The sequence below is a fragment of the Rhodopseudomonas julia genome (assembly GCF_030813515.1).
In the GTDB taxonomy this organism is placed as follows: Bacteria; Pseudomonadota; Alphaproteobacteria; order Rhizobiales; family Afifellaceae; genus Afifella; species Afifella julia.
In genome coordinates this window covers 161,365-175,064 of record NZ_JAUSUK010000002.1, presented here as the reverse complement: position 1 = coordinate 175,064, position 13,700 = coordinate 161,365, and the positions used below count along the sequence as shown (strand labels likewise).

The window sequence follows — 13,700 nt, the reverse complement described above, 5'->3', positions numbered from 1 at the left end:
CAGAGTCAGATCAGGGACGCGGCCATGCGGCGCAGCTTCTCGGTCTTGTCGGAGACCGGTTCCCATTTGAGGTGGACGACATCGACGTCGTTGCTGGCGAGATCGTCGGCAAAGCCGCGAAGCCCGATATTGATGACGGCAGGCGGTTCGCTCAGAAGCGGCGAGAGGGTCGCCGTTTCGACCTTGGCCGGCGTGATCAGCCGAAGCGCCAGGAGGACGGCCATGCGCACGCTGTCTGCGATGAGGATGCCGGCATCCTCGAGCGTCTTCGCCTGCGCGGCGTAATCCTGTGGATCCTCGCTCACGCCGGTAAGATTGGCGATGACGGTGATCGGCGCCTTGTCGCCGCGCGCCGCCCGCATCTCTTCCACCGCCCGGGCAAGTTCGCCGGCAGGATCGGCATGGCTGCCGAAGCCGAGCACCACGTCGACCAGCAGGATGCCGGCATCGGCGTCCCCGGCGAGCGCGTGGATCATCTCGTTGCGCCCGAAGGGATCGATCATCGGATGCGGTCGACCTCTGGTGTAGAGATCATCGCCCAGATCGATGATGCGATGCTCCGCCGTGCGCAGCATGAAGCCTTCGTCATGGGCGGCATCCGCCGACAGATCGAGAGCCTCGGCGAGAAGTTGCGCCGCCTCTCCAGCCAAGGTGCCACCGGTGTAGAGGCCACGGATCCCCTTCGCCGTGAGGGCCGGCACACTCGCCGCCTGCTCCTCGACCTTGGCGAGATCGACGGCCAAGGCTGCCGCCTCGTCGAGCGTGCGGGTCAGGTGCAGGTCGCCAAAATCCCGACGGTCGGGATGATCGCCCAGAAAGAGGGCGACGGCCGGCTTGCCAAGGCGCTTCAGCTTGTCGAGAAGCGCGGCCCGCACGGCCGCCGCGGGGGGTTTGGAAACAAAGACGACGACCTTCGAGGCCTCATCGGCCGCCACGAAATCAAGCGCGGTCTCCGCGGACAGCCCGCCGATCGTCTCTGAGAGGTCGCGACCCCCGAGGCCCAGGGCATGGCTGATACCCATGCCACCGCGGGCGATCTGGCAGGTCACCTCCTGGAGGCCGGTGCCGGAGGCGCCGACCACCGCGATCGGCCCCTGCGGAATGCGGTTGGCGAAGGCGAGAGGCGCCTTGCCGACGATCGCCGTGCCGCAATCCGGCCCCATGACCAGGAGCCCGCGCTCACGCGCCGTCTCCTTCAGGTCACGCTCTTCCTCGACGCTGACATTGTCGGAGAAGATCATCACGTTGAGGCCGGCATCGAGCGCCTCCTTCGCCAGGCCGTGGGCGTACTGGCCGGCCACGGAGATCAGCGCGAGATCGGCTTTCGGAAGCTGGTCGCAAGCGCGCCGGAAGCTGCGTGCCACCGGATAGCGGGCCTTCGACCCACCCTTGGCCATGGCGGCAAGCCGTTCTTCCACCTGGGCGGCGATGCGGTCGGCAACGCCCGCATCCTCTCCTTCCGCATCGATGACGATGCACAGATCGTTCGGCGTGGCCTCCGCCAGATCGTCATGCCACATGCCGGTTTCGCGGAAGACGTCCTTGTTGGCGGAGGTTCCCATCATCACCGAGACCCGGTTCACATCCGCAAGGGACGAAAGATCCCTGGAGAGAACCATCAAGGTCACGGAATCCTGGAAGTTTCCCTTGATCAGTCGAGCACTGAGCATCTCAACTTTCCTTTTCGACCGCAGAGTTGCGGACGTCTTTCATGAACATCATGCCGAGCATGCCCACGATCAGGATGACGGCTGAGAGATAGAAGTTGGCGGCAAGGCTGCCGGTGGCGTCGGCGATCATGCCGGCGATCGTCGGAGCGAGGATCGAGGAGGACATGCCGACGAAGTTGAAGATGCCGAAGGCCGTTCCGTAGGATTCCTTCGAGGCATTGTCGGCGACGTTCGCGATCAGCACCGGATCGAGCGCCAGCTTGCCGAAGAAGCCGTAGACGCAGATCGCCGCGATCATCTGGTTCACATCGTCGAGGAAGGCGATCGAGACGAGGCTGATGGCCGCGATCGGGACGAGAACGAGAACCAGCGGACGACGCTTGCCGAGCCGGTCGGAGATGTGGGCGAAAAGCAGGCCCCCGGGGATCGACACCCAGGCCACGAGCGAGGCGATGTTGCCGATGTTTTCGGCTGGAATGCCACGCTCTGTCTGCAGGTAGTACGGCAGCCAGGTCAGGATCATGAAGAACCCGAACAGCGAACAGAACACCATCAGATAGGTAAGCAGGAGGTTGCGGTTCTTGATCAGCGACTTGAAGGACGAACCTTGCGACTTGCCCTCGGCGCTGGCGGCGCGGGGACGCTCCTTGACCAGAATCCAGATCAACACGCCCGTGATCAGGGTCAGGACGGCGAGCACATAAAACGGCATGCGCCAGCCGAGATCGAGCGTGTAAGCCACCCAGCTCGACATCATCAGTCCGAGCGCAATGCCGAAGGCCATGCCGGAATTGATGATGGCGCTGCCGAGGGAGCGGAATTTCTGCGGGATCTGCTCGGAAGAGATACCGTATTGCGGGCCGTAATAGGTCCCCTCGCCCACCCCGGTGATGATCCGTGCGGCGATGAGCTGCGGGAACGTCTTGACCATACCGCTGACGGCGGTGAAGACGCCGAAGAGCAGAAAGCCTGGTACGAGAACCTTCTTGCGACCGATCCGGTCGCCGAGGATGCCGGCCGGGATTTGCAGGGCGGCATAAGCCAGAAAGAACAGGGAACTGATCAGGCCCAATTCGGTCCCATTTAGGCCGAATTCGTTCTGTATGTCCTGCATCACTGGGCTGAGGACGGTTCGGTCGGCGTACATGAACACCCAACCGAGCCAGAAGAGGAAAATGGTGATCCACCAGCCGGGGATTCCACCTTTTCCGGAGGCCGCTGTCGACGCTGAAGCCGAGTTGCGGTCATCAATCGGGACTTGCTCGTTCATCCGAGGTCTCACCCTTCAAGGAGTTCGTTTCACTCCTGAGACCCTAGTGATTTTTCGAAGCCGGATTTTACGAAACTTTCCAACAGAGCGTGCCGCGGACAGAGGCGAAAGGCCTGACAAACCCTGGAAAGCTGGGCCGCCAGACTTGTGAAGGCCGCGTCTGCGACGACGCTCGAACGGCACTCTTTCAAACAGTCGTCGCTCGATTGTTGAAGGGAGCAAGGCCGTCCGCGCCTCCCCACGTGCCGCACCGCCGCACACAGCCAGCTCACGCCGGGCGGATCCCGGGGCAAAGCACCGGGCGCGCAGTCCCGGAGACCGTTCCGGAAACCATGATGCGCTCTCCGGTGAAGCCGCCACCTCTGCGGCCTCGCACCCAGCTCAGCTCATGAAGCACAAGCCAGATTCGAAGGCGCATGAACGTCGTAAGGGAAAGGGTGGCCTGAGGTCCGAAAATCCGAACTGACGGCGCAAAACTCTGATTGGCAAAGCTCTGATTGTCGAGGCGAAAGCCGACAACAACCACCCGCATCAAAGCTGATTGCGGCGCTGGTACTCCCTAGGGGAATCGAACCCCTGTTTCCGCCGTGAGAGGGCGGCGTCCTAGACCGCTAGACGAAGGGAGCAGCGGCGTCAGCCTGGCAGACGAAAGCGCCCGCACGAAGCATCGGAGGCGCTATGTGGCATGACCCGCGCGGCGATGCAAGAGGCGAGAAGACGAGAAATCAAAATCCCGCATGCGAGCCGGACAGCGTCCGATCCACCCGGCCCGTTGTGCGGACGAGGCGCCACATAGAATGCCGCAAATCACGGCAAAAGGCTCGCTCCCCCGCCAACGCTGCAAGGTGCGACACACTCAACGCGCCCCAAGGTGCGAAACACTCAAAGCAGCGCCAGGAGCAAAACAACAACGGCACGGCAAGGCGCAGGAGCCGCGGCGCGCCATTGGGGCTTGGCGCGTGTGGTTTCTGCCACCTGCAGTTCTTGCCGCCTATTCCGGCAAACGTAGCCCCTGCCCCCAGCCAACCGCTCTCGCAGACTCTCGATCAGTCGCCCGGGAGCAATTTGACACGGTGCAGGATTTCGCCGCTCGCCGCATCGAGGACGAGAAGCTCTTCGCCCCGACCCTCCTGGCCGTCGCCCCGCGTCGCTTCGCTGATCCGCAGAAGGATGTTGTCGCCGTCAAGCGCGGCAGACGTGACGGTGGATCCCACCGGCAGCCGCACCTCGGCAATGCTCGGCCCGGTTCCTGGCGGGGAGCCAAAGAGACCGAGCTTGTAGACTATTGCGCCGAACACGGCGACAAAGCCCAAAACCATGGTCCCGAACGAAACGATCAACAGGCGGACGAGCCGCCGGCGCACTCTTTCTGCGGCCGGATCGAGAGGCTTTTCGTCGTCGTCGCCAACCGGCGGCAGTTTTCCGGGGCGCTCTTTGGCGGATGCGTGAGGCGTCATGAAGGATCACGAAAGCGTGTTGGATTACACTGTGGAGCCGGACGAAACCGGCCTGCGCCTCGATGCCTTTCTGGCTGCCCGCGCCGATCGTCTGTCGCGCAGCCGCCTCAAGGCTTTGATCAAGGACGGCCATGTCCGCGTCGGCGCGCGGAAATTAGACGAGCCGAACTACCGGGTCAAACCCGGAGAGACCATCGAAGTGGGCCTACCGGAGCCGGAAGAAGCCACCCCGCGGCCGGAAGAGATCCCGCTTGCGATCGTCTACGAGGATGATGATCTCGTCGTCGTCGACAAGCCGGCGGGCATGGTCGTTCATCCCGCGCCCGGCGCTCACAACGGGACACTCGTCAACGCCCTCCTCCACCATTGCGGCGACACGCTTTCCGGCATCGGTGGTATTCGCCGTCCGGGCATCGTCCATCGCCTCGACAAGGACACGAGCGGCCTGTTGGTGATCGCCAAGAACGATGTCGCGCATCGCGATCTCTCGGCACAATTTGCCGATCACGGCCGCGAGGGCCCGCTGAAGCGGGAATATTGGGCTCTCGTCTGGGGTGTGCCGCAATTGCGCGCCGGGTCGGTCGACGCTCCTCTCGACCGCGATACGAAAAACCGTGAAAAACGCGCCGTCCGCCGCGGCGGCCGCCATGCCGTCACGCATTACCGGGTGGAAGAAATATTCCAGGACGGGCTCGTAAGCCTCGTCACCTGCCGCCTCGAGACCGGACGCACCCATCAAATCCGCGTGCATATGGCGCATATCGGCCATCCGCTTCTGGGCGACGGACTTTACGGCTCGGGCTTTCAGTCGAAGGTGGTGAAGCTTCCCGCGGATGCGGCCGAGGCCCTTGGCAGCCTCGCCCGCCAGGCGTTGCATGCCCGCACGCTCGGCTTTCGTCATCCCGAAACTGGCGAGACCGTGCTCTTCCATTCGGCACTGCCGAGCGACTTCGAGACACTTCTGAGCGCCTTAAGAAAGCCTTCTGAAGCCTTACAAGGCCGTAATTAGGCAGCATTGCGAGAGGCGTGATAGGCTTGACGCAAGCCAGGACGTGACAAAAGTTAGACAGGCGGGGTCGAAAGCTCTGCTCCAAGACAATCCACGAGTGCACAGGATGCGGCCGCTCCGCGGCGCCTCCCGGTGTCGACTCTTCTGATGACAGGCAATCCCGATGGCCACAGGCAACATCCCCGTCGTATCCACCGCCGAAGGCGGTTTGTCTCGTTATCTCGACGAGATCCGCAAATTCCCCATGCTCGAGCCGCAAGAGGAATACATCCTCGCCAAGCGCTATCAGGAGCATGACGACCGCGATGCAGCGCATCGTCTGGTGACGAGCCATCTGCGTCTCGTCGCCAAGATCGCCATGGGCTACCGCGGCTATGGCCTGCCGATCGGCGAGGTCATTTCGGAAGGCAATGTCGGCCTGATGCAGGCCGTCAAGCGCTTCGAGCCGGACAAGGGCTTTCGTCTCGCCACCTATGCGATGTGGTGGATCCGCGCCGCGATCCAGGAATATATCCTGCGCTCCTGGTCGCTCGTGAAGATGGGCACGACCGCCAATCAGAAGCGGTTGTTCTTCAACCTGCGCAAGGCGAAGAGCCAGATTTCGGCGCTCGAGGAAGGCGACCTGAAGCCCGAACAGGTGGCACATATCGCCAAGCGGCTCAATGTCAGCGAGGAGGAGGTCATCTCCATGAACCGGCGGTTGTCCGGCGATGCCTCACTCAACGCCCCGATCCGCGCCAATGAAGGCGAAGGCGGCGAATGGCAGGACTGGTTGTCCGACGATGAGACGGAAAGCCAGGAGACGAACCTCATTGCCCAGGACGAGCTCGATCAGCGCCGCGCCATGCTGAAGGACGCGATCGAGGTGCTCGACGAGCGTGAACGGCGGATCTTCGAGGCGCGTCGTCTCTCCGACGAGCCGCTGACACTCGAAGAACTTTCGGGCGAGTTCGGCGTCTCGCGCGAGCGTGTGCGCCAGCTCGAGGTCAGAGCCTTCGAAAAGGTGCAGAAGGCGATGATCCGCGCCTCCAAGGAACGCGACCGCGGCGCCCAGCAACGCCTCCTCGCCGACGCTTGAGGCGCAGCTCCCCTCCGACGCGAAACAAAAATGTTTCGCTCAAAAGATGAGACGCTCTAACCGCGCCGCAGCCGCCGCAGGGCCCGCCCGTCCAGGACGACGAGCCCTGCGCCGATCATGGCCATGCCGGCGAACTGCCCCGCCGACAGGCTTTCCCCAAGAAGTGCGACGCCGAGCGTCACCGCGCTCACCGGCACGAGAAGCGTGACGAGCATCGCGTTCGTCCCGCCGGCACGCGCCAGAATCCGGAAAAACAGCACATAGGCGAAGGCCGTCGACAGGAGTGCCAGGCCGAGGATCGAAAGGATCGCGGCCATGTCCGGCATCGCCATGGCGAAGGGGCGGTCGACCAGGAACGCCACCGGCACCATGAGAAGGGTCGATGCGGACAGCTGCAGGGCAGCCGAAACGACAGGATCGGTCGCCCGAAATCCCTTTCCGACGACCGCTGAAAACCCGTAAGACGTCGCCGCGGCAAGCATCGCCAGAACGGCCAGAAAGTCGGCCGACAGGCCGCGCAGGGCCGGCAGGCCGATCATCACCGCGACACCCAGGAAGCCCAGAACGACGCCAGCGACCTTGTTCGTCGTCATCTTCTCGTCCGCCGTCAGAAGATGCGCGATGAGAACGGTGAAGATCGGCGTCGTCGCATTGAGGATGGAGGCGGCACCCGCACCGATTTCGACCGTCGCGAAGGTGATCAGCGAAAACGGCACGGCGTTGTTGAGAAACCCCATCAAAAGCGCGCGCAGATAAATCCCACCCCGGCTCGGCAGACGCCGGCCCGAAGCGATGATGACGACCCAGAGCGCGGCAGCGGCGATACCGACGCGCAGGAGCACGAGCGTGAAGACCGGAATTTCCGCTCCAGCGACGCGCATGAACAGGAACGACCCGCCCCAGAGGATCGACAAAAGGACGAGAAGCGTCAGGCTGCCAAGGTCGAGAGAGGTCTCAGCGGACGCGGCAGGAGAAGATCCTGCAGGGAGGGTTTCGGCTTTCATCTGACGAGCTCTAGGGGAGGCTTCTCTCCGGCTCCACCCGTTTCTTGAGGCGCTGCCTGCGGCTCGCCAGGAAGACGCCGCCGAGAATGCACACGCCGCCGAAGGCGTGGGCGTAGGTAAAACTCTCCCCGAGGGCGAAGACGGCGAGAATGGCGCCGAAGAGCGGCACCAGATGGAAAAAGGGGCCCGCACGGTTCGGACCGATGAGATCGACACCCCTGTTGAAGCAGATATAGGCGAGCACCGAGGGGAAGACGGCGACGTAGAAGAGTGCCGCAAGGCTCGCCGCATTGATGTCGACATGGCCGCCGCGCATGAGATCGAGCGCACTTGCCGGCAGGAGCATGATGGCCCCCCACCCCACCGTAATCGCCAGAAAGCTCAGCCAGTGAAGCGGCGGCCGCCGCTTCAAGAGGGCGGAATAGGTGGCATAGATGACGACGTCGATCAGCATGATCACGTCGCCCGGATTGAGCCGCAGATGCGCCAGCACCTGCAATTGGCCGCGCGAAACGATGACCACCACGCCGATGAGGGAAACGACGATCCCGGCAAGCTGGCCGAAGGTGAGCCGCTCGCGGAAAAGCATGAAAACGACGAAGGCGATGGCAAGCGGCGTCGTCGCCTGAAGAAGCACGACGTTGAGCGCCGTCGTATATTCAAGAGCCCAGTAGAGCAGCGTGTTGAAGAGCGTGATGCCACACAAAGCCATCAGCGTCAGAACGCCGAGATGACGGCGGATCACCGGCCAATCCGCGCGCAGGGTCTTCATCGCGAACGGCAGGATCAACAGCGCCGCGCCGCCCCAGCGCAGCTGCGCCAAGAGAATTGGTGAGAAATCATCAATCACCGCCCTCGCGACCACGGCATTGCCGGCCCAGAAGAGCGAGGTCAGCGTCAAGAGCAGGTAAGGTTGATCGAAGAGCCAACGAAAAGGGGCAAAGAGGACACGCATTTCCCCGCCTCTATCCCTCCGCGGCAAACTTGTCACCCATTGGGGCCCCACAGACGACCATGGGACGACGGTTAGACGGCTTGCAAGCATCGGCCGGAGAGTTATGGTGGACCTTTCCGAGGGGTGTGCGGACAAACCGCGCTGAGATGGCCGTGATGGCGGCCGAACCCTTTGAACCTGATCCGGATCATGCCGGCGAAGGGACGGGCCTCAGTCTCTCCAGCACGCATGATCTCTGCCATGAAAGGGGCGCGTGCTGGGCATTCTCGCAATCCGTGTTGCAATCGCGATCGCGCTTCTGGCCGTCTGGGAAGGCCTCGTACGCGCAACCGGCGTGCCGCGCTTTATCCTGCCAGCGCCGAGCGACCTCGTGGCGGCCTTCTCCGCCCTCCCCTTTTACTATCTCGGCAACGCCGCCGTCACCGCGACGGAAATCGTCATCGGGCTCATCGTCGGGGCGCTGGTCGGCGCGCTGACGGCAATCCTGGTCGTCGCGTCACCGGCGCTTGAAAGGCTCGCCATGCCGCTTCTGGCGGCGAGCCAGGCGCTTCCTGTCTTCGCCATCGCGCCGCTTCTCGTCATCTGGTTTGGCTTCGGCATGGCGTCCAAAGTCGTGATGGCCGGGCTCATCATCTATTTTCCGGTTGCCACCTCTTTTGCCGACGGTTTGAAGCGCACAGATCCGGGCCTTCTCGCCCTCGCAAGGCTCAACCGCGCCTCGCGTCGCGACACCTTCCGCTACATCCGCATTCCCGCAGCCCTGCCTGCCCTTGCCTCCGGGCTCAGGGTCGCCGCGGCGATCGCCCCGATCGGCGCCGTTGTCGGAGAATGGGTCGGCGCGTCCGCCGGCCTCGGCTTCGTCATGCTGCAGGCCAATGCCCGCATGCAGACCGACCGCGTCTTCGTCGGCCTCTTCCTTCTCGCCGCGATGGCGATCCTGCTGCGTGCGCTCATCGATCTCATCCTGCGCCGCCTCCTCGGCTGGGTGCCGGGAGAAGCCCGCGCAGCCTGAGACGATCCCCAAAACCCGAGACGATCCCAAAAGAGAGGAAATGAGCATGTTCGACCGCCTGCGCCTGACGCTTCTGGCGCTCATCTTGACCGCCTCCCCCGCCGCGGCTGCAGACCACCTGACGGTGCTGCTCGATTGGTTCGTGAACCCCGATCACGCACCGCTCGTCGTCGCACAAGAAAAAGGCTATTTCGCCGAGGAGGACCTCGATGTGGAAATGATCCCGCCGGCCGATCCGAGCGCTCCGCCCCGTCTCGTGGCGGCGGGTGAAGGCGACATCGCCATTTCCTACCAGCCCAACCTCTATCTTCAGGTTGCCGAGGGATTGCCGCTCACGCGCTTCGGAACGCTCGTCGAAACGCCGCTCAACTCGCTCGTGGTTCTGGAAGACAGCGATGTGACGACGCTCGCCGACCTCAAAGGCAAGACGGTCGGTTTCTCGGTCGGAGGCTTCGAGGACGTGCTCCTCAAGATGATGCTCGGAGAAAGCGGCGTGACCCTCGACGATGTCGAGCTCGTCAACGTCAACTTCGCTCTGTCGCCGGCCCTGCTCGCCGGGCGCGTCGATGCCGTCATCGGCGCGTTCCGCAATGTCGAACTCAATCAGCTCGACATCGAAGGCAAGCCCGGCCGCGCCTTCTATCCCGAAGAGCACGGCGTGCCGCCCTATGATGAACTCATCTTCATCGCGCGTTCCGACAAGCTCGACGACGACAGGCTGCCGCGCTTCCTGAAGGCGATTGAGCGCGCCACGCTCTATCTCACCAACCATCCCGAGGAAGCTCTCGAGATCTTCGCGAAGGCGCATCCCGATCTCGGTGACGAGCTCAACCGCCGCGCCTTCATGGACACGGTGGCGCGCTTTTCGAAAAGCCCCGGGGCGTTCGACGCCGGCCGCTATCAGCGGTTCGCGGAATTCATGAAGGACCAGGGACTGATCGAGACTGTGCCGGAGCTGGAAAGCTACGCCCAGGCCGTTCGGTAAAGGCCCGTTCGGTAACGACCAGGCAGGCTGGGGCGATCAGGAATCGCCCCAGCTCTGCATCACGTTCTCGAACACCTTGTCGCCCGGAATGCCCTTCTCGAAGGTGATCAGGGCCCGCTTGCCGCCCTCGAACAGGATCGGCAGGTCGAACCAGGAACCGCTGCGCAGAAGCTCCAGATTGCGCTCCACCTGATCGGGCGTGTCGGACAGCGCGATCCAGTAGAGATCACCGGTCACGTCGACGGCAGCACCCGCGAGCGGCTGCCCGCGTGCCTGCTCGTTCGGCTTCATCACCAAAGCCGGCACACGTTGCACGGCCGCAGTGTCATCGAGCGCACCGGAGAAGGCGATCTCGATGAGATGGCTCGCCGGCAGAGCGACGTCGTTGTTCTTGGAGATGGTGATCGTCACCTCGGCGTCACGCTCCGGCACGTCGATCTTCGCCTGGATGGCAGAACCGCCGTCATCGCGCTGGACTGTCGACCACGACACGGCACCGTTCACCGCCTTGCCGGCGGCACCGTCGGCTCCCTGCTCGTAGAAGATCGCCCTTTGCCCGACGAGCGAACCGCTCGCGGCCTGTCCCGCGGCATCACCGTTGGACGGCGCCGTCTCGGAGAGTTCGTCCGGCGTCCCTGGCGTCGCCGGCGGCGTCTCGTCGGCCGGCAGGCCAGCACCGTCTGCTTCGCCCGTGTCGTCAGGCAGACCTTCATCGCTCGGCGCGCCGTCGAGAGGCGCATCCATCGGCTCTTCCTGGCTCGTGGAAGGCCCAGCACCCGGCGTATCGGCTTCCGGTCCGGAGAGGAGACGATCCTCGTCCTTGCCTTCCACGCGCTCGCCCTGGCTCTCGATGAGACCCGTCAGAGGCGACGAGGATGTGTCGTCCTCAGCGCTTCCCGGGGCCGTGCCCTGTGCCGTTTCGTCGGAGGAAACCTGACCGGAGATATCGTCATACGCAGTGACGATCGTATCCCATTGCGAATAGACGACCGCCCCGATGCCGAGCGCGATCAACAAAACCAGAATGGTCGCGATCATCGCCGGCGCGCGCGACGTCCGCACCTTCTCCGAGCCGTCGTCATGCCGCGGTGTCACCACGGCCTCGTCCCTGGCTTTCGGCTTCTTCTCCTTCTTCCACCGCGACGTGCGGGCAGAAGGTGCCGCATCCTCAGTATCGCCGTCCTGAATTCGAGCGTCCTGGGCGTGAGTGTCTTTGCCCTCTGACGTCACATTCGGCACGGGCGCGCCAGCTGGACCGGCCCCGGCCGCAGCATCCGGTCGCTTCGGCTCCCGGCTTGCCGAAGAATCGCCTCCCACAGAATCGCCACCGCGAAGGTCACGCTCCCCATACTGGGGCACAGCCCGGGCGTGCGGCGGCTCCGCCCGAGGCGCCTCTTTTGCAGGAGGCGGGGGCGGAGGTGGCGGCGGAGGAGGAGGTGGTGGCGGAGGGGGTGGAGGCGGCGGTGGTGCCGGCTCCTCGTCGGGCTCCTGCACACCGGCACTCTCGGCCGCGAAATCCTCCTCCACGACGGCGATCGCGTCTTCGAGCGCCGCATGATGCCCTTCGATATCTTCCGGAGGCAGCGGAGGTTCCACGGCGGTGAGCTGGCGCGCCAACGCAGAGCGGGCGCGGTCATAGACCGCCTGGCGCATGTCCGGCCCGTCGTCGGGAAGACTGGCGATGGAGCGTTTAAGGATCGCTACGTAATCGGGCATAACGCTTGAAGAACTGTGTAACCGTGGATTAACGGCAAGGCTTAGTCCTGAAATGGGTCACGGACAAGGATGGTATCGGCTCGTTCTGGACTCGTCGACAGAAGAGCGACCGGAGCTTCGATAAGTTCTTCGATGCGCCGGACGTATTTCACCGCCTGAGCCGGAAGATCGACCCAGCTTCGTGCGCCGGCTGTCGATTCCTGCCAGCCTTCGAGGCTTTCGTAGATCGGCTTCAGCCGCGCCTGCGCCGCAGCGCCCGCCGGCAGCCAAGACACGCGGCGGCCATCCACCTCGTAGCCCACACAGACTTTGATCTCGTTGAGGCCGTCGAGCACGTCGAGCTTCGTCAAGGCGATGCCGTCGATGCCGGAAACCTTGACCGTCTGGCGCACGAGCGCCGCATCGAACCAGCCGCAACGCCGCTTGCGGCCCGTGACGGTGCCGAATTCACGGCCGCGCTCGCCAAGGAAATTGCCGATCTCGCCTTTGTCTTCGGTCGGGAACGGCCCCTCCCCGACCCTGGTCGTGTAGGCCTTCGTGATTCCAAGCACATAGTCGAGAGCCGAAGGCCCGATACCGGAACCGGCCGAGGCCTGTCCTGCCACCGTGTTCGAGGAGGTGACATAGGGATAGGTGCCATGGTCGATGTCGAGGAGCGCACCCTGCGCGCCTTCGAAAAGGATGCGGTCGCCGGCCTTGCGCCGCTTATCGAGCAGTGCCCACACGGTATCGCAGAACGGGATGACCCGTTCGCGCACTTCCTCGAGCTCGGCGAGAATGTCTTCGCGCGACACTTCCGGTTCGCCGAGACCTTTCAAAAGGGCGTTGTGGTGGACGAGAAGTCTGTCGATCTTGGCCGGCAGCGTCTCCGGTTCGGCAAGATCCATGACCCGGATCGAGCGCCGGCCGACCTTGTCCTCATAGGCCGGCCCGATGCCGCGCTGCGTCGTGCCGATTTTGGCCTCAGGCGCCGCGGCGTTTTCCCGGAGCCCGTCGAGGCGGCGATGCAGCGACAGGATGAGTGCCGCATTGTCGGCGATGCGAAGCGTCTCGGGTGTGACGGTCACGCCTTGTTCGGCGAGCCGATCGATCTCGGCAATCAAGGCGTGCGGGTCGAGCACCACGCCATTGCCGATGACGGCAAGCTTGCCCGGCCGCACCACTCCGGAGGGCAACAGGCTCAGCTTGAACGACACCCCATCGATGACGAGCGTATGACCGGCATTGTGGCCGCCTTGAAACCGCACCACCACATCGGCGCGCTCCGACAGCCAATCAACGATCTTGCCCTTACCTTCGTCGCCCCATTGCGAGCCGACAACCACCACATTGGCCATGACACGAGGCCTTTCTGCGTCCAGCGTCTTTCAGGAATTCCTATCGCGAGTGCCCTGCTTTGGCCCCTTCCGTCAAGCGTCGCAGCGGATGGCGGCCCTGTCTGAGGTGCAGGGCATGGCGACGAGCGCCGCCCGCGACGGGGGCCTGCGGTCAACAAAAGAGCCGGACCCCGCATCGCGGCGCCGGCTCTGAATGACGGCGGCCGG

The 13,700-nt window shown here is 63.9% G+C and carries 11 protein-coding genes, 1 tRNA gene and 1 riboswitch; of the genes, 4 read left to right on the top strand and 8 right to left on the bottom strand.

Annotated elements, in window-relative coordinates:
• Nucleotides 1–5: 5 nt before the first annotated feature.
• The 4 genes from fdrA to J2R99_RS09960 form a co-directional block, all read right to left on the bottom strand.
• Nucleotides 6–1,670 carry an acyl-CoA synthetase FdrA gene (gene fdrA, locus J2R99_RS09975; protein WP_307154339.1) on the bottom strand — a complete coding sequence of 555 codons (1,665 nt, stop codon included), beginning with the start codon at nucleotides 1,668–1,670 and terminating at the stop codon, nucleotides 6–8.
• A gap of 1 nt (nucleotide 1,671) precedes the next feature.
• Entirely contained in the window at nucleotides 1,672–2,940 is a 1,269-nt protein-coding gene (locus J2R99_RS09970) for an MFS transporter (protein WP_307154338.1), read from the bottom strand.
• A gap of 550 nt (nucleotides 2,941–3,490) precedes the next feature.
• Nucleotides 3,491–3,566 (bottom strand) — tRNA-Glu (locus J2R99_RS09965).
• A gap of 420 nt (nucleotides 3,567–3,986) precedes the next feature.
• Nucleotides 3,987–4,397, bottom strand: a complete 411-nt coding sequence (locus J2R99_RS09960) for a hypothetical protein (protein ID WP_307154337.1) — start codon at nucleotides 4,395–4,397, stop codon at nucleotides 3,987–3,989.
• On the opposite strand from J2R99_RS09960, the gene J2R99_RS09955 reads away from it, so the two are divergent.
• The gene (locus J2R99_RS09955; RefSeq protein WP_307154336.1) at nucleotides 4,396–5,406 is read left to right on the top strand and encodes an RluA family pseudouridine synthase; all 1,011 of its coding nucleotides are present in this window, start codon (nucleotides 4,396–4,398) and stop codon (nucleotides 5,404–5,406) included. The genes J2R99_RS09960 and J2R99_RS09955 overlap by 2 nt on opposite strands.
• 163 nt (nucleotides 5,407–5,569) lie before the next feature.
• Nucleotides 5,570–6,484: an RNA polymerase sigma factor RpoH gene (gene rpoH / locus J2R99_RS09950; RefSeq protein ID WP_307154335.1), complete on the top strand. Its 915-nt coding sequence runs from the start codon at nucleotides 5,570–5,572 to the stop codon at nucleotides 6,482–6,484.
• Between the two features lie 56 nt (nucleotides 6,485–6,540).
• Here rpoH and J2R99_RS09945 read toward each other — a convergent pair whose 3' ends face one another.
• Together J2R99_RS09945 and J2R99_RS09940 are read right to left on the bottom strand one after the other, a co-directional pair.
• A complete protein-coding gene (locus J2R99_RS09945) occupies nucleotides 6,541–7,488 on the bottom strand; it encodes a DMT family transporter (RefSeq protein WP_307154334.1) in 948 nt (315 codons plus the stop codon).
• Between the two features lie 10 nt (nucleotides 7,489–7,498).
• Nucleotides 7,499–8,443: a DMT family transporter gene (locus J2R99_RS09940; RefSeq protein WP_307154333.1), complete on the bottom strand. Its 945-nt coding sequence runs from the start codon at nucleotides 8,441–8,443 to the stop codon at nucleotides 7,499–7,501.
• Nucleotides 8,444–8,552: 109 nt separating this feature from the next.
• Nucleotides 8,553–8,664: riboswitch (TPP riboswitch) on the top strand.
• 32 nt (nucleotides 8,665–8,696) lie between these two features.
• Here J2R99_RS09940 and J2R99_RS09935 point away from each other — a divergent pair.
• A complete protein-coding gene (locus J2R99_RS09935) occupies nucleotides 8,697–9,455 on the top strand; it encodes an ABC transporter permease (RefSeq protein ID WP_307154332.1) in 759 nt (252 codons plus the stop codon).
• A gap of 40 nt (nucleotides 9,456–9,495) precedes the next feature.
• Nucleotides 9,496–10,440, top strand: coding sequence for an ABC transporter substrate-binding protein (locus J2R99_RS09930; RefSeq protein WP_370872340.1), 945 nt, complete (start codon nucleotides 9,496–9,498; stop codon nucleotides 10,438–10,440).
• Nucleotides 10,441–10,476: 36 nt separating this feature from the next.
• On the opposite strand, the gene J2R99_RS09925 is transcribed toward J2R99_RS09930, so the two are convergent.
• Both J2R99_RS09925 and J2R99_RS09920 read right to left on the bottom strand, forming a co-directional pair.
• Nucleotides 10,477–12,156: a hypothetical protein gene (locus tag J2R99_RS09925; RefSeq protein WP_307154331.1), complete on the bottom strand. Its 1,680-nt coding sequence runs from the start codon at nucleotides 12,154–12,156 to the stop codon at nucleotides 10,477–10,479.
• 41 nt (nucleotides 12,157–12,197) lie between these two features.
• Nucleotides 12,198–13,493: an adenylosuccinate synthase gene (locus J2R99_RS09920; RefSeq protein WP_307154330.1), complete on the bottom strand. Its 1,296-nt coding sequence runs from the start codon at nucleotides 13,491–13,493 to the stop codon at nucleotides 12,198–12,200.
• Between the last annotated feature and the right edge of the window lie 207 nt (nucleotides 13,494–13,700).

Excerpts from the sequence above, each read along its gene's own strand:
- J2R99_RS09945 (WP_307154334.1), bottom strand. The coding sequence starts at position 7,488 with ATGAAAGCCGAAACCCTCCCTGCAGGATCTTCTCCTGCCGCGTCCGCT.
- rpoH (WP_307154335.1), top strand. The coding sequence starts at position 5,570 with ATGGCCACAGGCAACATCCCCGTCGTATCCACCGCCGAAGGCGGTTTG.
- J2R99_RS09920 (WP_307154330.1), bottom strand. The coding sequence starts at position 13,493 with ATGGCCAATGTGGTGGTTGTCGGCTCGCAATGGGGCGACGAAGGTAAG.
- J2R99_RS09960 (WP_307154337.1), bottom strand. The coding sequence starts at position 4,397 with ATGACGCCTCACGCATCCGCCAAAGAGCGCCCCGGAAAACTGCCGCCG.
- J2R99_RS09955 (WP_307154336.1), top strand. The coding sequence starts at position 4,396 with ATGAAGGATCACGAAAGCGTGTTGGATTACACTGTGGAGCCGGACGAA.
- fdrA (WP_307154339.1), bottom strand. The coding sequence starts at position 1,670 with ATGCTCAGTGCTCGACTGATCAAGGGAAACTTCCAGGATTCCGTGACC.
- J2R99_RS09925 (WP_307154331.1), bottom strand. The coding sequence starts at position 12,156 with ATGCCCGATTACGTAGCGATCCTTAAACGCTCCATCGCCAGTCTTCCC.
- J2R99_RS09970 (WP_307154338.1), bottom strand. The coding sequence starts at position 2,940 with ATGAACGAGCAAGTCCCGATTGATGACCGCAACTCGGCTTCAGCGTCG.
- J2R99_RS09940 (WP_307154333.1), bottom strand. The coding sequence starts at position 8,443 with ATGCGTGTCCTCTTTGCCCCTTTTCGTTGGCTCTTCGATCAACCTTAC.
- J2R99_RS09930 (WP_370872340.1), top strand. The coding sequence starts at position 9,496 with ATGAGCATGTTCGACCGCCTGCGCCTGACGCTTCTGGCGCTCATCTTG.